This window comes from Pseudomonas sp. SJZ080 (genome assembly GCF_007828295.1).
In the GTDB taxonomy this organism is placed as follows: Bacteria; Pseudomonadota; Gammaproteobacteria; order Pseudomonadales; family Pseudomonadaceae; genus Aquipseudomonas; species Aquipseudomonas migulae_A.
Window position 1 is genome coordinate 104,911 of record NZ_VIUK01000023.1, and the last position, 19,890, is coordinate 124,800.

Genomic DNA, 19,890 nt, shown 5'->3' on the forward strand with positions numbered 1-19,890 from the left:
TTCACCGGATCATGTAGACCTTTTTCACCGTCTCATGGACGGTGCACACGCCTTTCCAGTCCTTGCGAAAAAAGGCTGCGGTGTCGGGCTTGATCTCGATCACTTCGCCGGATTCGTGGACGTAGGTGCAGCGGCCTTCGAGGAAATGGCAGAACTCGTCGCTGGTGACGTGGCAGAACCATTTGCCCGGCGTGCAGATCCACACACCACACTCGGACTGGCCTTCGGGACCTTTGTGCAGCACCACGCCGCTAACACGGGATTCACCCTCGAGCATGGTCGGGATCACGCCCCAATCCTTGACGTCAGTGAGGCTCAGCGGGTCGTACAGAAATGGGGTAGTCATTCATTTTCTCCAGAAAAAAATTCAGTCTCGGATTTACCCCTGTAGGAGCCGGCTTGCTGCGGGCGGCGTGACAGTCAACACAGGTGTCGCCCGAACACCGCTATCGCCAGCAAGCCGGCTCCTACAGTAATTGTCGTTTTTCAGTTGATCGGCATCGGGTTCAGGCCAGCATGTAAACGTTGCGCAGGGTTTCCCGGACGTGGCATTCGCCGGTCCAGCCGGCCGGGAACAGCACCAGGGTGTTCGGACGAATCTCGATCACCTCGCCGTTGTCATTGCGGTAAGTGGCGATGCCGGCAATGAAGTGACACAGCTCGTCACGGGGAATCGACAGTCGCCAGCGCCCAGGCGTGCAGACCCAGAGCCCGGTTTCCGGACTGTTATTCGGACCTTTGAACAGCAACCGGCCGCTGGACTGCGAGACGCCTTCGACGGCGTCGCTCTGCACGCCCCAGTCCACCAGATCGGTGCGACTGCTGACGGCTTCGAGGTACGGCGTGATACCCGCCGTGGTGTTTTGCTCAGGCATTGTTCAGCACCTTGTCGAGAATGGCGGCCGCGTCCGCCGGACCTTTGCGTGATTGCATCTGTGCGCTGGTGCGTTGCAGACGTTGGCGCATCGCCTCGTCGTTGAGGCACGCCGCGAGCTTTTCCGCGAGCTGTGCTTCGCTCCACTCGTAGCGATCGAGCTTGAACCCGTGACCGCTTTCTTCGGCGCGCATGGCGTTGTCGTGGCCGTCCCAGACGTAGGACATGACGATCGCCGGCTTACCGAAAAACAGGCACTCGGTGAAGCTGTTGTTGCCGCCGTGATGGATCACCGCATCGACCTGGGCAATCACCGACGGCTGCGGGAACCAGTTGGAGATCAGCACGTTGTCGGGCAGGTCCGGGTATTCATCGAGGTGCTCGCCGACATTGAACAATGCGCGGTAAGGCAACTTGCCAACGGCGGTGATCAGACGCTGGAGCAGATCGACGTCGCCCGAACCGAGGCTACCGAAACTGACGTAGAGCAACGGTTTGTCGTTATTGGCGCGAAACTCGGGAATGTCGTAGGCCGTATCGTGGCGAACGCAACCTTGCAGGTAGTGAAAGCGCTCGGCCGGCAACGGGTGGCGGCGCTCGAACTTGACCGCGTCCGGGTACAGCAGCAGGTTCATGTACGGTGAGGCTTCGAAGAAGGTGCCGAGCGGATACGGTTGCTCGCCATGGGCTTGCAGGAACTGGTTGAAGTCTTCATGAATCGGCCCGACCACTTCTTCAAAACGTTGGCGAAATTGCGCGTGACCGGCCTTGTCGTGAACGCTCATCCCCGACAGGTGCGGCGGGATATCCGGGTCTTCGATCTCGTTTTCCGAGCAGGAAATGATCCGCACCCAAGGCTTGCCGTATTGCTTGATCGCAGGAAACAGGATCACGTTGTCGACGCAGATCAGGTCGGGTTTGACCTTGTCCAGCACCGCCGGCAAATCCTTCTGCGCCCACTTGGCCGTGTCGACGATGGCGGCCCAGCATTCCTTCACGTAGTTGTCGATTTGATCCAGCGGGGTTTTGCGAAAGTTGGGAATGTGGCCGTTGATGAAATCGACCCAGTAGCGGGCCATTTCCTCGGCGGGCATCGGCGCCGACATGTTGACCATGTGTTCTTCAAAACCGTAGCCGGCATACACGCCGCTCATGCCGGGGTCGGTGAGGAAAACCGCCTTGTGGCCGAGGGCTTCGCACGCCTGGGCGATGCCGACTGAGTTCAGCGCCGGGCCATAAGCGGCTTCCGGAAAGAAGGCGATCACTTTCTGTTTCATCGAGCGGTACTCCTGCCTGGTCTCTTTTTATTGTTCAGCGCGTCAATACACGGGCGTGGCGAGCCTGCCAGCCGAGACGGACGCTCATACCGATAGCAAAATGCGCAAATTCGAATTGCGAGGATGGCACCCGGACGATCAACGCCTTGTCGCTGAGCGCCGTCTGTACATGCACGTTGGTGTCGAGGCCGTGATAGGCGATTTCGACGATGTTGCCGGTCACCTGATTGGCACACATCTCGTGCTCCTCCGTGAGCACCTGTAGACGTTCCGGGCGCACGACGACGGCGACCTTTTGACCCGGCACCAGCGGCGCGTCGGTCTCGACAGCCAGCTCCTGACCGTTGACGCGCACTGTGTGCTGACCCGAACGCACGCCTTCAAACAGATTACTGACGCCGATGAAGTTGGCGACAAAGCGGCTGTTGGGGTTTTCGTAAAGTTCGGTGGGGCTGCCGCACTGACAGACCTTGCCACCGTCGAGCACCGCCATGCGGTCCGACATCACCAGCGCTTCTTCCTGGTCGTGGGTGACGATGATGAAGGTGATGCCGCTCTCCAGTTGCAGGCGCTTGAGTTCGAGCTGCATCTTTTCCCGGAGCTTTTTGTCGAGTGCGCCCAACGGTTCATCGAGCAGCAACACCCGCGGACGCTTGACCAGCGCCCGCGCCAGCGCAACACGTTGGCGCTGACCACCGGAGAGCTGATCCGGCTTGCGCTCGGCCAGTTCACCGAGCTGTGCGGTGCTCAGCACTTCATCGACCCGGCGACGGATTTCTGCCTCGGGCAAGCGCTCCATTTCCAACCCGTAAGCAATGTTCTTGCGCACGGTCATGTTGGGAAACAGCGCATAAGACTGGAACATCAGGTTCAACGGACGCTTGTTGGCCGGCAGCGGCGAGATGTCTTTGCCATCCAGATAAATGCAGCCGGCGCTGGGGGTTTCGAAACCGGCGAGCATGCGCAACAGCGTAGTCTTGCCGCAACCGGACGGCCCCAGCAGCGCAAAGAACTCGTTCTCGCGGATGTTCAGCGACACCTCGTCGACCGCCAGACCGTTGCCATAAGACTTGCTGACCTTGTCCAGGATCAGTACCGCAGATGAATTATTCATGGGTGCGAGGAGCCTTGTTGAGACGCTGCGAAGCCAGCAGCGCGGTGATGCTGACCAGCATCACCAGCGTCGCCAGGGCATTGATTTCCGGGGTGACGCCAAAACGGATCATGGCGTAGATCTGCATCGGCAACGTCGTGGAAGCCTGGCCGGAACCGGAGTTGAAAAACGCGATGATGAATTCGTCCACCGACAGCGTGAACGAGAGCAAACCACCCGCCAGCACGCCGGGAAAAATCGCCGGCAACAGCACCCGGCGAAACGTGGTGAACCAGCTCGCACCGAGGTCGATCGAGGCTTCGAGAATCGAATAGTCGAAGTGTTTGAGCCGCGTGCGCACCACCGCGCAGACGAAGGCGATGTTGAACACGGCATGGCTGATGATGATCGAGTGCAAGCCGAGCCCGACCTTGAGCAGGTTGAAAAAGCTCAGCAGCGCAATCGCCAGGACGATGTCGGGAATGATCATCGGCGCCATCAACAAGGTGTCGACCACCTGCCCCTTGTCGTTGTCCTTGCGACGCAATTCGATGCCCAGCGCGAGGAATGTCCCGAGCACGCAGGCAATGAAGGTCGCCGACAGCGCGACGATCAGGGTGTTGAGCGCCGCCGACAAAATCGCCGAGTTATGCGCCAGCGACACGTACCATTTCAGCGATACGCCGCCCCAGGCCGTCGGCAATCCGGACTTGTTGAACGACAGCAGGATCAACACCAGGATCGGTACATAAAGGAAGGCATACACCAGCCACAGGTGCGTATTGAGTGCGGTGCCGCCCAGCGAACGAGACTGGCTCATGCGCGGCCCCCTTCTGCACGACGGGCCACCAAAGCCTGGACGAACAACAGGATCAGCATGATGGCGATCAGGAAGAAACTCAGTGCGGCACCGAACGGCCAGTCCCGCGCCGTGAGGAATTGCGAGTAGATCAGGTTGCCGACCATCTGCACTTGTTTGCCGCCCAATAGGTCGGCCGTGATGAAGTTGCCGATGCTCAGGACGAAGACAAACACGGCACCGGCGGCGACACCGGGCACGCTCAGCGGCAGGATGATCCGGCGAAAGGTCATCCAGCCCGAAGCGCCGAGGTCTTTCGAGGCGTCCCAGAGTTCGTTGTTGATGCGTGACAGCGAAGAGAAAATCGCCAGGATCACAAACGGGATGTAGTTGTAGACCAGCCCAAGCACCACCGACGCCTCGGTGTACAGCAGGCTGATCGGTTCGCCGCTGTAGCCGAACATCTGCAGCATCCGGTTGATCAGGCCTTCGCGATTGAGCAGGACGATCCAGGCATAAGTACGGATCAGGTAGTTGCTCCAGAACGGCAGCATCACCAAAAACAGGAACACCGCTTGGTGGCGCCGTGGTGCACGGGCAATCGCGTAGGCCGCCGGGTAGCCGATCAGCACCGCAAACAGCGTCGCCAGCCCGGCGATTTTTGCCGATTTGAGCAGGATGCCGAGGTACAGCGGATCGAATGCGCGCTGGTAGTTTTCCCAGGTGAACAGCCAGTCGATGCCGCCGTAAGCACCGCGCTCGACGAAGCTGTAGACCAATACCAGAACGCACGGCACCACCAGAAATATCAGCAGCCAGCCAAAGCCGGGCGCAAGAAGCCAGGCCGACAGACGCCTGTCAGCATGCAAAGCACTCATTACCCATATCCTCCCGCCCCGGAACGAAGGCGGCTTGCGAGCGTGGCGAGGCATGACGGGCATGCCCCGGATCGATGCGGCTTACGTTTGGCGAGACTTAGTTCTGTGCCGCCATGATTTCGGTGACAGCCCGGGTGTAGGCCTTTTGCGTGGTGCCGCCCAGATCGCGCAATTGCTCCATCTTCAACAGTTCGCTCGGGGCGATCGTCAGGTTGGGATATTGCTTGAGCAGGTCAGCGGACAAACCGGCCATTGCGGCCTGGTTCGGGACTTTGTAGAGGATGTTTTCCGCCACCCAGGCGTGGTTTTCTTTGGCGAGCATGAAGTTGACGAACCTGAACGCCTCCTCCTGATGCTTGGAGCTTTTCAGCACGACCATGGTGTCCACCCAGAGGTCGGAACCTTCCTTGGGTACGACAAACTTGATAGCCGCATTGGCTTGCGTGCCGTAGTTGCACCAGCCATCCCACGCGTGCGCCATCAGCGACTCGCCGGACGCGAGCTTGGAGTAGAAGGTGGTGTCGTCGAAGGCGAGGATGCGTTTCTTGGTGGCGATCAACTGATCGCGGACGGCGGCGATCTGCTTGGGATCGTTGTCGTTGACCGACCAGCCCTTGGCCAGGAACCCGGCGCCGAGCATCCAGCGGTCGGTGGCGAGCATCGTCACTTTGCCTTTGAGCGCATCGCTCGGGTTGAGCAGATCGTTCCAGCTCACCGGCGCCGGCGTGACCTTGTCGGAGCGGTAGCAAATCCCGGTCGTGCCCCAGGTGTATGGCACCGAGAAATGGTTGCCCGGGTCGTATTCCAGCTGGTTGGCTTCGGGATAAAGGTTTTTCAGGTTGGGGACTTTGACGGGGTCGATATCGGCCAGCAGACCTTGCTTGTGCAGGACCTCGGCGAAGGGAGAGGAGACAAACACAACGTCATAGCCTTCACCGCCAGACGCCATGAGCTTGCCCATGATTTCCTCATTGGTCGCGTGCAAAGCCTTGTCGACGTCAACGCCGCTGGCTGCTTTGAACTTGTCCAGCGCATCCGGGGCCATGTAACCGTCCCAGATCGAAATCACCATGTCTTTTGCACTTGCGGCCTGTGAAGCGATCGCCAGGGAAACGCTCAATCCCAGACACATAAGGCCTTTCAGCTTTCTCATAATACTCACCCGACGATTGATTATTGTTGTGTTCGAAGGCAGTACGGCGAAAAGAGAAACGGTTTCACGTGTTTTTTTTTAGAAATTAGGACCAGCAAGAAAAGTTGTCAACGCTTTTTTCGTGCCTGACGACTCAGCGGCGCATGGCATAAGATGAGCACCTGAGTCCAAAGCGACCAAAAGAGATAAGACGCTTGAGCACAACACCCGAGAAAAAACCTCGCACCAATCATCTGGAACTCGCCCGGCGGATTCTGGAACACACCCAGGAAACCGGGCTGGTGGCCGGCGACCCGGTTGCCGAGCAAGCGCTGTCGCGCACCTTCCAGGTGTCTCGCACCCTGATTCGTGGCGCACTGAAAGTGCTGCTGGAAGAAAACCTGCTGAGCCATGAAGCCGGCAAAGGCTATCGACTGCTTGCCGCACCGAGCGGCCAGGCCTTCAACGCGGCCTTGCCACAAGCCGAGGAAGAAGAACTGGCAACTTCGGTATTGCGCGACCGCATGGCCGGGCGCCTTGGGGACAGCATCAGCATCAGCGAGCTGATGCGTCGTTACGACATCGGCCGGCCCGCGGCGCAGAAAGCCCTGCAGCAACTCAGCGAAAGCCAGGCGATAGAGCGCGGCCCCGGCCAGTCCTGGCTGTTTCGCCCCTCACTGAACAGCCTCGCCGCCCTCGAAGAAAGCCTCAAATTCCGCCTGATCCTGGAGCCGGAAGCGCTGCTCAGCCCGCACTTCAACGCCGATCCACACCGCCTGGCACTGCTGCGCAGCGCCATGCAAACCTTGCTCTCAAGCCCGGTCGAACACTTCGACACCCAGCAATTTCGCGAACTGGACATCAGCTTCCATGAACTGATCGGCCAGAGCTGCGGCAACCGCTTTATCGGCGACGCCCTGCTGCAGCATCAGAGCCTGCGGCGCCTGCCGAATCTGTTGCCGACCGTCAGCGTGCATCGTCTGCAGGAGGCTCTGCGCGAGCACCTGCAAATCATTGCGCACATCGAGCGCGGACAACTGGAGATCGCTGCCGACCTGCTGCGCCTGCACCTGCGCCTGAGCGCCGCCCAGCGCCCGCAAACCGCCAATCGCGGGATTCCGCAGGGCCATTTGTTCGGGCGTCGCTGAACACTTCAAAAAACAGGATGATTTTTTTTATAAAATAAGACAGCATCCAGTCATCTCAGGCACGGCGGGCTTTACCCGCCATGGACTTTCTTCGCCATGCACCCACACAAACTGATCGCCTTGTTTCCGGAAGCCAGTTTCGGCGCGGCCTTGAACTGCATTGGTATCGCCCAGTCACTGCGTGAGCTGGGAGCAAAACCGGTCTTTATCTGCCACGAACATTTCCAGGGACTCTTCGCCGAATACGGCTTCGACGAGTATCCGATTCCGCAAGCCAGCCCACTGTCCGCCGCGGAACACCAGCATTACTGGGAGCGCTTTATCGAGCGCAATATTCCTTACTTCGACCAGACCCCGCTGGCACAGATCGACAGTTATGTGGCGCCGGCCTGGGAAGCGATCATCGACACAGCGATCGAAGCGGAAAAGCCGCTGCAACAGTTGCTCGGCCGCCTTAAACCGGACGTCATCGTCCTCGACAACGTGGTCATGTTCCCCGCCATCGCCAACGCCGGATGCCCGTGGGTGCGGATGGTTTCCTGCGCCGAAACCGAATTGCCGGATGCCGCCGTTCCGCCGTACTTGTCAGGCTGCCTGGCCGGCGACACAGAGGCCCGTGAGCGTTTTGCCGAGCACTACCGCAAAGCCGTCGCCCCGGCCCATGAACGCTTTTCGCAGTTTCTCGCGAACAACGGCACCGCGCCCTGCCCGCCCGGCCAGTTCCTCGTCGATTCACCGTGGCTCAACCTGCTGCTGTCGCCCACACCGGTGCGTTATGAACGCCAGCCACCGCTGGACCCAAAACGCTATGTGTACCTCGACGGCTGCGTACGTCGCGAGGCACCTTACATCGTTCCCGACTTCCCAAGGCACAACGACGCGCCGCTGATTTACATCAGCTTCGGCAGCCTCGGGGCCGCCGACACCGACATGATGAAGCGCCTGATCGGCACCATCGAACATCTGCCCTACCGCTTCCTCATCAACGTTGGCGCTTATCGGGACATGTACACCACCGTCCCGGACAACGTGTACCTGGACAGCTGGTTTCCACAGCCGGCCGTGCTCAAGGAATGTCAGCTGTTCATCCACCACGGCGGCAACAACAGCTTCTGCGAAGCGCTGTACTTCGGCTTGCCGTCCTTGATCATTCCGTACTGCTGGGACGGTCACGACAACGCCGCACGCGCCGAGGAAGTCGGCGTTGGTCGGTACTTGCCGCGGTTTGCCGATCCGCTGTCCGCGTTACCTGCGGCGCTCGAACAGCTGCTGGCGGATCAGGCAATGAAGCAACGTCTCGAATCGTTAAGCGAGAACATGCAGGCTACCCGTGGCACTGACATTGCCGCAAAGGCGATCATGGCACTGCCCAACACTGAAGCAAACGCCACCCCGTAGGAGCAAAGCTTGCTCGCGAAAGCGGTAGGTCAGTCGCCGATTTATTCACTGATCACCGCTTTCGCGAGCAAGCTTCGCTCCTACAGGCATCAGCTCCTGAGGATCATGAACACCTTGCGCACCGGTGTCAGGTTCTCCCAGGTCCCTTTGAATCCGGCGGCGACCACGAACGTGGCGCCCGCCTTGAACTCCTGGCTGACGCCCTTGCTGTCGGTCAACCGAACGTGCCCTTCGAGCAAATGGCAAAGCTCGTCGTAATCACATTCACAGCGCTCAAGGTGCTCGGGGGCTTCCCAGATTCCTCCGACAGCATTTTTCTGCGGTGCCACAAAGTGCCGCCAACTGCGACTGCGATACGGGGCGTCGACCAACGCCGGATCGCTGGTTTCCAGTTCGACGACGGGCAACTCCGGGCTGGCAAAATCGATGATGTGATCGGGATTGTTCATGTTCATGCTCACGTCAGTTCAAGAATCAAAGCCAATGCCCAACGCATCAAACCCCTTGAGCAGCCAGTCGCGGTGCCCGGTAAGGTCTTCGCGGGCCAGCGAACGCTGCGCCAGCGAGACGCCCGCGTAACGCAAGGGCTCGGGTGGAAACGGGAAAGGCGCCGTCGAGGTCATCGCCAACTTCGTGCGTTCGGTCGATTGACCTTCGAGCAAATCGAGCAGGGTCAACGCTGCGAAGCGACTGGCAGACACGCCCTGCCCTGTAAACCCTTGGGCATAGGCCACGCGCCCGTCAGACGAAGTGCCGCAGAACATGGTGGTGCGTGCAGAGGTATCGATGATGCCGCCCCAGGCATGACTGAAGGTGACGTCCGCCAATGCCGGGAAGGTTGATTGAAATTGCCGGGCCAGTGTCACGAAGCTGTCGGGACGCTGGGTCAACGCCTCGTCGCGTCGGCTGCCAAAGTGATAGATGGCGTCGTAGCCGCCCCAGAGAATGCGGTTGTCCTCGGTCTTGCGCAGGTAATGAAACTGGTTGCCACTGTCGGCGATACCGTAGCGACCGACCCACCCGATGGCCCGCAGTTGCGCATCGTCGAGCGGCCGGGTCGCCAGGGCATAGTCATAAATGGGAATGACCTTGGACTTCAGTGTCGCCAGCAACGGCGGCGCAATGTTGGTGCCGAGGGCGACTTTCGCCGCTTTGACGATGCCCAGTCCGGTCTCCAGCACCTGATGAATTCCGTCCTGGCGCAGGCCGGTTACCGGAGAATGCTCGAACAGCTGCACACCTTGCGCAAGGCACACGCGGCGCAACTGCGCGACCATCTTGACTGGGTTCAGCAACGCATAGTTGGGCTCGAAAACACCGGCGACATAGGCCGGTGAATCGAGGCGGGACTTGAGCACCTCTCCTTCCAGATAGTCGCAATCGATCCCAAAGCGCTCGTAGTTGCGCTGCATCGACTTCAGCCCTTCAACCTGCCAGGGCTGGCTCGCGACATTCAATTTTCCGGAGCGTTCGAACGCTACGTCCATGCCATAGCGCTGAAGGTCCTCTTCAAATGCCACCAGGTTTTCCCTGCCCAAACGAACCAGTTGCTCCGCTTCCCCGGGCCATCGCTTCAGCGCGTTGGAAACACCGTGAGAGATGCTCGGCGCGCAGAACCCGCCATTGCGCCCACTGGCTTCACCGCCGCATTGCCCGGCTTCAAGCACAACGATCGTTGCGTCAGGCCAACGCTGACGCGCCATCAGCGCCGTCCACAACCCAACAAACCCGCCGCCCACTATCGCAACATCACACAGCACTTCGCTGGTGAGCCTCGGTGCGGCAGGCGCAGAAACTCGCGTCTCCTGCCAGACAGGATAAGGCCGGGCATCTGCCAGGGATCGGTTCGCGGTGTGAAGCGTCATGCACGCATGCTCCGAAAAAATCATGGGCTGACGCTAAAGCAATCGCCAGTGCTTTCACAGACACAACGGTGCGGCAAACCTCGCAGCGGACACGGGCGGAAAACCACGGCTTCTGGAATACTCTCGGCTTCGCTTTGATCTGCGCCATGGAGCTCGTCGTGGAAGCACCCGATTTACACACCACCCCCACCTTCCTGGCGGACCCTTCGAGTGTGCAGACTCATGAAGTCGCCGTGCGTTACCACCAGGCCTGGAAACGACGCGACCTGGACGGCGTGATGGCGCTCTATCACCCGGCTATCGCGTACAACGATTTTTTCCAGAACCGGACCATCGAATACTCGCAGTTGCGCGACTACCTCGCGGCGAGCATGCCGATAGGATCAGAAGAGTTGCAGACCTACACCGATCGCTTGCGCATCGACGGCGACACCGCGTTCCTGCAGTACCGGGTGACACTCAATGGCAGCGACGGCCTGGTTTCATTTCGCACTGTCGAGGCGCTGTCGGTGAAGGATGGATTGATTGTCAAAGTCAATGAACATGCGGTGTTGGTCAGCCAGGCGCCCACTGTGATTCGTCCGGCATACAGTGCCGATGCCGTCAGTCGACTGGGATTGTCTGCCCGTCAGGTCGGTGCGCTTTCCAATGATTTGCAGCAGTACTTTGAGCAGTCCAAGCCTTATCTGGATCCTCGGCTGGACCTGTCTCATGTAGCGGCATCGACGGGTTATACGCGTAACCAGATTTCGTTTTTTCTCAATCAGGTTCGGGGGCAAACGTTTTATGCGTTTCTCAATCAGTTGCGGCTCGATGAGGCGCTTGAACGTTTGAATGCGCAACGGCATGCGTCACGAGTTGATGAGATTGCGGGGGCTGCGGGGTTTAATTCGCTGTCGACTTTTTATCGTTGCTTCAAGCAGCGGACCGGGTGTTCGCCGAAGGTTTATGTGCAGCGACTTGGCAAGATCGGGGCAGATTTCGCCGCAACGGACTAAACATTCCACCAAAGGATTTGGTATCAGTGACTTGTCACTCAAAAGACCACCGCAACCAGGTGTAAATCTTAAAACGCTCACCTACGCATTCTGGCGGCCTGAAGGCGCGGCTTGAACATGACTTCATTTAACCGAATGAGGCCTGATAAAACCCATGCATTTGGGATTAACACAACCTGAGATAAATATGACTACTGGCGAACTCAATCAACCCACTGAAAGTGTCACACATGCAAAAGGCCTGATTGATCCCATTCAGATGGCTTCCCCTATTCCTTTCGCACCCCGCGGCGAAAGCTCGGTACTGTCTACCGTGGAGTCGGCACTGCAGCGCGGTGTCCACGCTGACGACTACTGCCTGCCAGGACTTGTCGATAACACAGAGGGTTTGGCAAATGCGGTTGCTGCTCTAGGCTCGCTTGGCGGAACAGTCCTTCTGGGGGCGCGAACTTACGTAGCCAGCACCCTGGTCATTCCAAGGGGGGTCATTATCCAGGGTGAGAACCCCATGGTATCTATCCTGCTGCAGCAAGCGGGGTCTAACGTAGACTTTGTGACCTCAGAAAACTTCTCTGCCTTGACCGGTACGGGCTTGCCGGTCGCAACAGATAACCGGGTACCTTCCTGGTTCGGACTAAGAAATGTCCAGGTCAATGGCAATAGAGAAAACAACAGCACTGGCCGAGCATGCTGCTTCTATGGCGCCTATACAATAATTGATCACGTTGTTATCGGCTGGGGTGCTAGCGGCGGCCTATACACCGAATACGCAACGAATGTATCCAGCAATGCTTCAGTTGCCGATCAAGAGGAAGGCTTTGTTCGCGACCTGATTGTCCGTGACAACAACGGAGACGGCTGGATAAACCGTGGACCGCACAATGTTCACATGGACAACATCACTGGCATGCGAAATGAAGGCTGGAACTATTTCAGTGAAGTTCTCGACGGGACGTACAACGGGGCACCCACTTACTGCACGATTTTGCATTGCTTCCAAGGCGACATGAGCTGGACAAGCGCAAGCGGCCGCAAACGCAAGAATATCTATATCGGCACTAATGGTTCATTCGGCCAGATCACTGTGGATGGTGGCTCATTGGAAATTAATGCGGGGTCGTGTCTGATTTCCAATCTTAACCAGTACTTCGGTGGCCAGGGTGGCGACATGGTTACCATTTCAGGCTCTCGCAACATGATTGGCGTGTGGCGAGGCCTCGCTCGCGCGGCAGGATCTACAGCCACACCAGACGCGTGGGTTGCCCGGATCACAGGGGACTTTAACAGCATCGGCGTCATGCAGATTTATGACAATTCTGAAGCAGCTGCATTTTCCAATGGCGTTTTTATCAGTGGTGTGGGCACTGCCATTGCAGATCTATTCATTCGTGGGACCAAGACCGGCCTGAAAGTAACTTCAAGCAGGAATAGGATCCGAGGCTGGGTTGCGAACACTTTGGTGTCTGGCTTTGAATACATCACTCCAGTGGACTCACACGGCGGCAGAAACCGGATCAGCCTGGACATATCTCCGTCCTCAGGTGCCTATACAACAGGAAATGCGCCCATTACTAATTCGGACCGTTTCAATATCGAAGGCACGGGTTTGAGTGGCGGCGCCAAGTCGACGGTTCTTTCCAAAGAGCAGTCAACCCTGGCCGGCGATCTGGATACTGTCGGGGTCAAGACCATGGTTATTCCTCACGGCTTGCTTTACACGCCCAGACGTCAAGACATCAAACAGTCATTGACAGGGCTGACGGTAAAAACATTGGACCTGGGCTTCATGCGTTGCTCTGTGGTGGACGCTACGAATATCACTATTGAATACCGGGTGATAACACCGGCGGTTGGGGGTGTCATGAGCATCGCCGTACAAACGACAGCACAGTAAATCCTGTTTCTCGCCAACCTCGACGACAGACGCGGCCGAGCGCGACCATACCGTCCGCGAACGCGCCGATTGCTTACGCCGCGACATCATTCACCTGATGTCCTGCGGGTGGGGCGTGAGGCCTGCCGCGGATGCTCGGCCGAAATGATGCGCTCCAGACCCAAACCCGCGGACGGGGTCGTCCTCTCCTCTGGTCTCGCGTACTAGGCGAGTTTCGCTGTATCAGTTGCCCCTTCGTTGACAGGACGGATCTTGAACCAGATGGAGTACATCGCTGGCAAGAACACCAGCGTCATTATGGTGCCGACGAACGTGCCTCCGATCAGTGTGTAGGCCAGAGTCCCCCAGAAGACAGAGTGTGTCAGGGGAATGAACGCCAGGATTGCGGCGAGTGCTGTCAACAGTACCGGGCGGGCACGTTGGACCGTGGCTTCGACCACCGCGTGAAACGGGTCCAGTCCTTCTTGCGCGTTGTGATGGATTTGCCCAATCAGAATCAGCGTATTGCGCATCAAAATGCCCGAAAGGGCGATTAGACCGACCAGAGCATTAATACCAAACGGTTGCTGGAAGATGAGCAGTGTCGGCACCACACCAATCAACCCCAGTGGTGAGGTGAGGAACACCATGATCATTGCCGAGATCGAACGAACCTGCAGGATGATGACCAGCAGCGTCATGGCAATCATGATCGGGAATAAAGGCAGCATCGCTTTACCCGCCTTGCCCGACTCCTCGATTGCACCCGCCTGCTCAATCCGGTACCCACCGGGCAGTTTGTCGATGACCGGCTGCAGCTCCTTCATGATCACGCTCGAGACGTCCGGTGGCTGCAAACCTTCGGCAATGTCACCGCGCACGGTGATGGTCGGCGTGCGGTCACGACGGCGGAGGATCGGATCTTCCATACGCACATCGACCACTCCCACCTGAGACAACGGAATCCGCTGACCCGCCGTACCGACCAGCGTAAAGCCTTCTATCTTGGCGGGATCGAGCCGGATATCACCCGCTGCGCGACCCACCACCTGGACCGAGCGAATGTCCTCGCGAACCGCAGTGATCGGCACTCCGGCCAGCAGAAACTGCAGTTGCTGCGCGACTGAATTTGACGTCAACCCCACCGCCTCCAGGCGATCCTGATCCAACGCGAAATGCAGCGTCGGCGTCAACGGCCCCCAATCGGTGTTGACGGTTCTCATCATCGGGCTCGACTGCATCACGTCCAGTACCTGGCCAGCGATCTCGCGCAATTTTGACGGATCGGGCCCCATCACCCGATAGGCAACAGGGAACGGCGAATACGGACCAAACACAAGCTGAGTCACCCTGATACGCGCTTCCGGGGCAAGTCCCTCAGCAGCGGCCTCGCGGAGACGGAACTTGAGGGCCTCACGCGCCTCTTGGCTGTCCGTCAACACTACAATCTTCGCGAAAGACGGATCAGGAAGTTCCGGCGCCATGGCCAGATAGAAACGCGGCGCGCCTTGCCCGATATAAGCGGTGACGATTTTTGCCTCACCCTGCTTTTGCAGCCAAGCCTCTATCTTGGCAGTGGTGGCGTTGGTCTGTTCAATGGAGGTCCCATAAGGCATTTGCACTTCAATCAATACCTCGGGACGGTCAGAGGTAGGAAAGAACTGCTTCTTGACCAGGCTCATGCCAAGGATCGCCACGACAAACGAAGCGATGACAGTGCCGGCCACCAGCCATTTGCGAGCGATGACCCGCGTCAAAATCCGGCGGAAACGGTTGTAGTTAGGGGTGTTGTAAATAGCCGCGTGACCACCTTCGACCTTCTTGATGTCCGGCAACATCTTCACCCCCAGGAAAGGGGTAAACGCTACCGCAACAACCCAAGAGGCAATCAGGGCGATGCCCACGATCCAGAACATGTTGCTGGTGTACTCGCCAGCTGTCGACTGCGCGAAGCCGTTGGGCATAAAGCCGATAGCGGTCACCAACGTACCGGAGAGCATCGGCGCGGCGGTATGACTCCAGGCATACGCGGAAGCCTTGATGCGGTCGTAACCCTCCTCCATTTTCACCACCATCATTTCGATAGCAATGATGGCGTCGTCCACCAACAGTCCGAGCGCCAGAATCAACGAGCCAAGGGTGATACGGTCAAAGTTCTTTCCAGTGGCCGCCATCACCACAAACACCACGGCCAATGTCATCGGCACAGCCGCAGCGACCACAACGCCTACACGCCAGCCCATGCTGAGAAAGCAGACAAGCATCACCACAAGCAACGCGACGAAGAATTTGACCATGAACTCGCCGACGGCCGAACTGATATTTGCCGATTGGTCGGTGACCTTGGAGAGCGTCATGCCCAACGGCATACCTTCATTGATCTTGACCGTCTCCGCATCCAACGCTTTGCCGAGGTCAAGGCCGTTCCAGCCCTCACGCATTACGATCCCCAGCAACAAGGCCTCTTCACCGTTATTGCGCACAAGAAAGGTAGCCGGATCTTCATAACCATGTTCAATCGTAGCCACGTCAGAGAGTTTGAGCGTGCGCCCCTGAACGGCAATGGGCGTGTCACCAATCTTCTGCACCTTATCGAAGGCGCCATCCAGCCGCAGGAAGACCTGAGGCCCATTGGTTTCGATGGAACCGGCGGGCGTGAGCACGTTTTGATTATTCAGCGCAGCAAAAATGTCCTGTGGAGAAATGCCCAAGGTGGCCAGTCGATCATGGGAAAAGGAAACAAAGATACGTTCGGGCTGCTCCCCAATAATGTTGACCTTCTTCACACCCGGCACATGTAACAGTTGTTGGCGCAACGACTCCGCATCACGCACCAAAAGTCGCTGCGGCTCGCCGTTGGCTTTCAATGCGAACAGCGCAAAGGTTACGTCCGAAAATTCGTCGTTGACCATTGGCCCGATGACTCCCGCTGGCAGCTTGCGGGCCTCATCGTCGAGCTTTTTACGCGCTTGATAGAACTCCTCCTGCACTTGTGCGGGCGGCGTGCTATCGAGCAGTGACACCATCGTGAAGGCGAGGCCAGGACGGGTGTAGGTTTCCGTGCGGTCGTACCATTTCAGCTCTTGCAGGCGTTTTTCGAGCGGCTCTGCTACCTGATCCTGCATCTCCTGCGCCGTGGCACCCGGCCAGGCGGTTATGACCGTCAACTGCTTGACCGTAAACGGAGGATCTTCCGCACGCCCCAGTTGAAAGAACGACAAGATGCCTGCGACGGCAATCAGGAAGATCAGAAACACCGTGATGGAACGCTCACGCACGGCGATCGCGGAAAGATTGAAGCGGCCCTCGCTCATAGACGACCCCCGGCAACTTTGGCGTCATCCTGTTGAGGCAGTCTCACCTCTTCACCTTCGTGCAACAGATGCGCACCCAACGCTACGATCTGCTCGCCGACCTTGAGATCGCCTGCGACTCGCGCTGAGTCGTCGCTCAAGCCCAAGACTTGAACAGGTCGCCAAGCCACCTTCGCCGGTGCGCCGACGATGACCCAAACGCCAGTGCCTTTACCCGGGTCATAAACGGCAGCAATCGGCACCTGCATCAAATTCCCCTGCGCGGCGCCTTCAGCGATCCGAAGCGTGACCGTCGAACCTATCGGCGCATTGGCCAGCGCCCCCTCAAGCACATACCGCGCCTCAAAGGTGCGCGTCATACGGTCAGCCGAATCAGAAAGCAGCCTCAGCTTCGCTGTAACTGCGCCAGTGGCATTGCCATAAAGCGTCGCCTGCGCAGTGGATCCTGCTGCGGGACGCAACGTCTCGGGCAGGTGCACGATCGCTTCGCGCTGACCTGCCCGCGCGAGTCGAACCACAGACTCCCCCGGGCTGACGACTTGCCCGGGCTCGGCGAGCGTCTCCACCACAACCCCGTCGGAATCGGCAAACAACACCGCATAACCAGAAGCATTGCGGGCTACATCAGCCTGCGCTTCAGCGGCGCTGAGCTGCGCCTTTGCGGTATCCGCTTCGGCTTTGATCTGGTCGTAGGCCGAGGCAGAAATAGCGCCTGCGGCGACCAGGCTGCGATATCGAGCCTCGTCATCTGCTGTCTGCCTGGCTCGGGCCCGAGCGGCTATGACCGACTCTTGCTGAGCACGCGCCTGCAACCCGAGGTCGATGGGATCGAGGCGCATCAGTGGCTGACCACGCTTAACGGTTTGACCGGTATCAACCAGACGCTCAAGCACCTTGCCTGCCACCCGAAAACCCAGGTCGCCCTGGACGCGGGCAGCCACGACTCCCGTGAAAGAACGTGAGGCGTCGGTGGCCCTCTGAACCGCTGCGGACCTGACCAGAGGAACATGGACGCGCGGATCTTCAACGGTGGATGAATCACCACACGCCGTCAGGACGAGAGGCAACAAGCAAGCGGCAATGGAGATAGGTCGAAGCCTGCGCATAGGTTCCCTTACTTAAAAATAGGACGAGCGTCATATTCTCAGCCTGGTGACCATGTGTGTCAATGGTCACTAACCTTGAAGCATTCAGCTTCTCCCTGCGGCATTAAAAGCTGCACAGGACATTGAAAACAGCCAGAGCCAGCTCAAATTACGTCAATTGACAGGATGTGACCAACAAGTAATATGGTCACAAATATCCCCTATTGAAGGAATATCCATGCCTCCCCTCCGTCCAATTGCTCTCTTGGTCAGCACCGGCTTGATGGCAGGCTGTGCGGTCGGTCCGGATTACCATCGTCCGGACGCTCCGCTTTCGGATCGTTACTTGGGCCAGCCCTCTGTCAAACAGCGGCCTGGCGCGACGCCGACCAGCCTTGTCACCTGGTGGGAAGGCTTTGGTGATCCCGTGCTGACCGACTTCATCTCCAAGGCACTCGAGCAGAATCTGGACCTGGCGCAGGCGTCGGCGCGAGTCACTCAGGCACGGGCCGGACTAGGAGCTGCAAATGCCGCGTTACTGCCCTCGGGAAACCTCAGCGGCCAGGCCGCGCGCTCCTACCAGTCTATTGAGACGCCACTCGGCCAGGTGTTGAATTCAACACCTGGCTATGATCGGTACGGAAGTTCCTACGAGGTCAACCTCGATGCCAGCTGGGAGGCGGATGTCTTTGGCGGCCTGCGACGCGGACGCGAGGCTGCTCTGGCCGAGTACCAGGCCTCCCAGGCGGGCGTCGCTGCCACACGATTGGCCGTCGCCGCACAAACCGCTGATATCTACATCGCTATCCGCGGGCTGCAGAACCGGCTGGACATTGCGAATCGGCAAGTCAAAACGCAGCAGGAGTTGCTAGAAAAAGTCCAATTGCTCTACAGCAAGGGGCTCGCCGCCAACTATCAGGTTCGTCAGACGGAGGGGGCGCTTTCGCAGGTCCAAGCGACAGTGCCGGTCCTGCAGACCGGTCTGGATGCTGCCATGAATGCGCTGGATGTCATGCTCGGCACGCCGCCAGGCACTCACCGTACGCAACTGGCAAGTGCGGGGAGCATTCCTGTAGCGCCGCAGTTAAAGACGATGGGAACGCCGGCCGATTTGCTGCGCCGCAGACCAGATCTCATCGTGGCTGAGCGCCGTCTTGCGGCCTCGAACGCACGCATCGGGGAGGCGATTGCCGAGTACTACCCGAAGTTCTCCCTTAGCGCATTGCTGGGGAGTGCCACCGCTGTATCCGCAGGCAATCTTTTTACCGGCGGAGCCAGCCAATCGGCGGGCGTATTCGGACTGCGCTGGCGACTCTTCGACTTCGGTCGCATAAACGCCCGGATCGACCAAGCCAAGGGACAGGAAGCCGAAACCCTGGCCGCCTACCGTCAATCTGTATTGCGCGCCACCGAGGATGTCGAGAACGCGCTCTCCTCACTGATGAATCGCGAAGCTCAAGCAACCACCCTCGCTGGGGGAGAAGCGTCTCTGACACAGGCTCGACAATCGTCGTTCATCGCTTATGAGAAAGGCACGGCCAGCCTGATCGATGTCCTGCACGCTGACGAGACGATGCTGCAGGCTTCCGATGCTCGGGCGCAAGCGCGAACGGAATCTGCTCGAGCGGCGGTTGCGGTATTCAAGTCACTCGGTGGCGGCTGGCAACCTTGGGATGTCACGGTGACGAGCCGATGAAGCTTGAGGGGAAAAGGCCCGAGATGTGTTCTTGAAAGTCGGGAGGAAGGGCTTACTCCCGACCGGGCATCTATCGTGTAACAGCACTCAATTAGAAGCGGTAACTCACAGAAGTCCCAAGCCCGCTGGCACTGTTTTTATATTTGGCACTGTATGCACCTCTGGTCGCCGAGGTGTCGTTGATCTGTCTGTCGCCTGCACCAGGATATCGGAGTTGAAACCGAGGGCCGTGTCGTCCCCCGTGCTTTTGAGTTTTCCGTCATTGCGACCAGGGCTAAGTGGATTGGGCACCCTACCGGACAGCTCACCGCTGATTCGATTGATGGTCGGACCGAACCCGATCGAAACTCTGCAGTCATCAGACCAATGTATGGTCAGCCCACCTCCTGCAACCCAGCTTGATGAACGGTAAAGCATGCTTGCGCTAATGTATTCGGGCTCATGGTGAGCACAGTTATTA

16 protein-coding genes and 1 pseudogene are annotated in these 19,890 nt (G+C 58.5%); 5 read left to right on the plus strand and 12 right to left on the minus strand.

Annotation, left to right across the window (positions count from 1 at the left end; all coding sequences use genetic code 11):
* Position 1 precedes the first annotated feature (1 nt).
* The 7 genes from FBY04_RS25175 to FBY04_RS25205 form a co-directional block, all read right to left on the minus strand.
* Positions 2–346: a cupin domain-containing protein gene (locus FBY04_RS25175; protein WP_145317715.1), complete on the minus strand. Its 345-nt coding sequence runs from the start codon at positions 344–346 to the stop codon at positions 2–4.
* Positions 347–506: 160 nt separating this feature from the next.
* Entirely contained in the window at positions 507–875 is a 369-nt protein-coding gene (locus FBY04_RS25180; RefSeq protein ID WP_145317718.1) for a cupin domain-containing protein, read from the minus strand.
* On the minus strand, positions 868–2,151 hold the full coding sequence (locus tag FBY04_RS25185; RefSeq protein ID WP_084317824.1) for a glycosyltransferase: 1,284 nt from the start codon (positions 2,149–2,151) through the stop codon (positions 868–870). Before FBY04_RS25185 ends, FBY04_RS25180 begins: the two co-directional genes overlap by 8 nt.
* A 34-nt stretch (positions 2,152–2,185) precedes the next feature.
* Positions 2,186–3,265, minus strand: a complete 1,080-nt coding sequence (locus FBY04_RS25190) for an ABC transporter ATP-binding protein (protein ID WP_145317721.1) — start codon at positions 3,263–3,265, stop codon at positions 2,186–2,188.
* A complete protein-coding gene (locus FBY04_RS25195; protein ID WP_145317724.1) occupies positions 3,258–4,064 on the minus strand; it encodes an ABC transporter permease in 807 nt (268 codons plus the stop codon). Before FBY04_RS25195 ends, FBY04_RS25190 begins: the two co-directional genes overlap by 8 nt.
* Positions 4,061–4,921, minus strand: a complete 861-nt coding sequence (locus FBY04_RS25200) for an ABC transporter permease (protein ID WP_084317827.1) — start codon at positions 4,919–4,921, stop codon at positions 4,061–4,063. The genes FBY04_RS25195 and FBY04_RS25200 overlap by 4 nt, the downstream gene beginning before the upstream one ends.
* Before the next feature lie 97 nt (positions 4,922–5,018).
* Complete coding sequence (locus FBY04_RS25205) at positions 5,019–6,074, minus strand: spermidine/putrescine ABC transporter substrate-binding protein (protein WP_145317727.1); 1,056 nt, start codon at positions 6,072–6,074, stop codon at positions 5,019–5,021.
* 194 nt (positions 6,075–6,268) lie between these two features.
* On the opposite strand from FBY04_RS25205, the gene FBY04_RS25210 reads away from it, so the two are divergent.
* Positions 6,269–7,201 (plus strand): GntR family transcriptional regulator, encoded by a 933-nt coding sequence (locus FBY04_RS25210; protein WP_145317730.1) that lies wholly within the window; start codon positions 6,269–6,271, stop codon positions 7,199–7,201.
* Positions 7,202–7,297: 96 nt separating this feature from the next.
* Positions 7,298–8,599, plus strand: a complete 1,302-nt coding sequence (locus FBY04_RS25215) for a glycosyltransferase (protein ID WP_084317830.1) — start codon at positions 7,298–7,300, stop codon at positions 8,597–8,599.
* An 89-nt stretch (positions 8,600–8,688) separates the two neighbouring features.
* On the opposite strand, the gene FBY04_RS25220 is transcribed toward FBY04_RS25215, so the two are convergent.
* Together FBY04_RS25220 and FBY04_RS25225 are read right to left on the minus strand one after the other, a co-directional pair.
* The gene (locus FBY04_RS25220) at positions 8,689–9,048 is read right to left on the minus strand and encodes a cupin domain-containing protein (protein ID WP_256667161.1); all 360 of its coding nucleotides are present in this window, start codon (positions 9,046–9,048) and stop codon (positions 8,689–8,691) included.
* Between the two features lie 18 nt (positions 9,049–9,066).
* Positions 9,067–10,488, minus strand: coding sequence for an FAD-binding oxidoreductase (locus FBY04_RS25225; RefSeq protein WP_306092733.1), 1,422 nt, complete (start codon positions 10,486–10,488; stop codon positions 9,067–9,069).
* Between the two features lie 122 nt (positions 10,489–10,610).
* Here FBY04_RS25225 and FBY04_RS25230 point away from each other — a divergent pair, with 122 nt between their 5' ends.
* Together FBY04_RS25230 and FBY04_RS25235 are read left to right on the plus strand one after the other, a co-directional pair.
* Positions 10,611–11,462, plus strand: coding sequence for a nuclear transport factor 2 family protein (locus tag FBY04_RS25230; RefSeq protein ID WP_145317739.1), 852 nt, complete (start codon positions 10,611–10,613; stop codon positions 11,460–11,462).
* A gap of 187 nt (positions 11,463–11,649) precedes the next feature.
* Entirely contained in the window at positions 11,650–13,356 is a 1,707-nt protein-coding gene (locus FBY04_RS25235; RefSeq protein ID WP_145317744.1) for a hypothetical protein, read from the plus strand.
* 203 nt (positions 13,357–13,559) lie between these two features.
* Here the strand turns inward: FBY04_RS25235 and FBY04_RS25240 are convergent, their stop codons facing one another.
* The gene (locus FBY04_RS25240) at positions 13,560–16,649 is read right to left on the minus strand and encodes an efflux RND transporter permease subunit (protein WP_145317747.1); all 3,090 of its coding nucleotides are present in this window, start codon (positions 16,647–16,649) and stop codon (positions 13,560–13,562) included.
* On the minus strand, positions 16,646–17,755 hold the full coding sequence (locus FBY04_RS25245; RefSeq protein ID WP_145317750.1) for an efflux RND transporter periplasmic adaptor subunit: 1,110 nt from the start codon (positions 17,753–17,755) through the stop codon (positions 16,646–16,648). Before FBY04_RS25245 ends, FBY04_RS25240 begins: the two co-directional genes overlap by 4 nt.
* Positions 17,756–17,972: 217 nt before the next feature.
* Between FBY04_RS25245 and FBY04_RS25250 the strand changes: the two genes are divergently transcribed.
* Positions 17,973–19,430, plus strand: coding sequence for an efflux transporter outer membrane subunit (locus tag FBY04_RS25250; RefSeq protein ID WP_145317752.1), 1,458 nt, complete (start codon positions 17,973–17,975; stop codon positions 19,428–19,430).
* Positions 19,431–19,610: 180 nt separating this feature from the next.
* Here the strand turns inward: FBY04_RS25250 and FBY04_RS32875 are convergent.
* A pseudogene (locus FBY04_RS32875) lies at positions 19,611–19,781 on the minus strand (transporter); the annotation flags it as partial.
* Between the last annotated feature and the right edge of the window lie 109 nt (positions 19,782–19,890).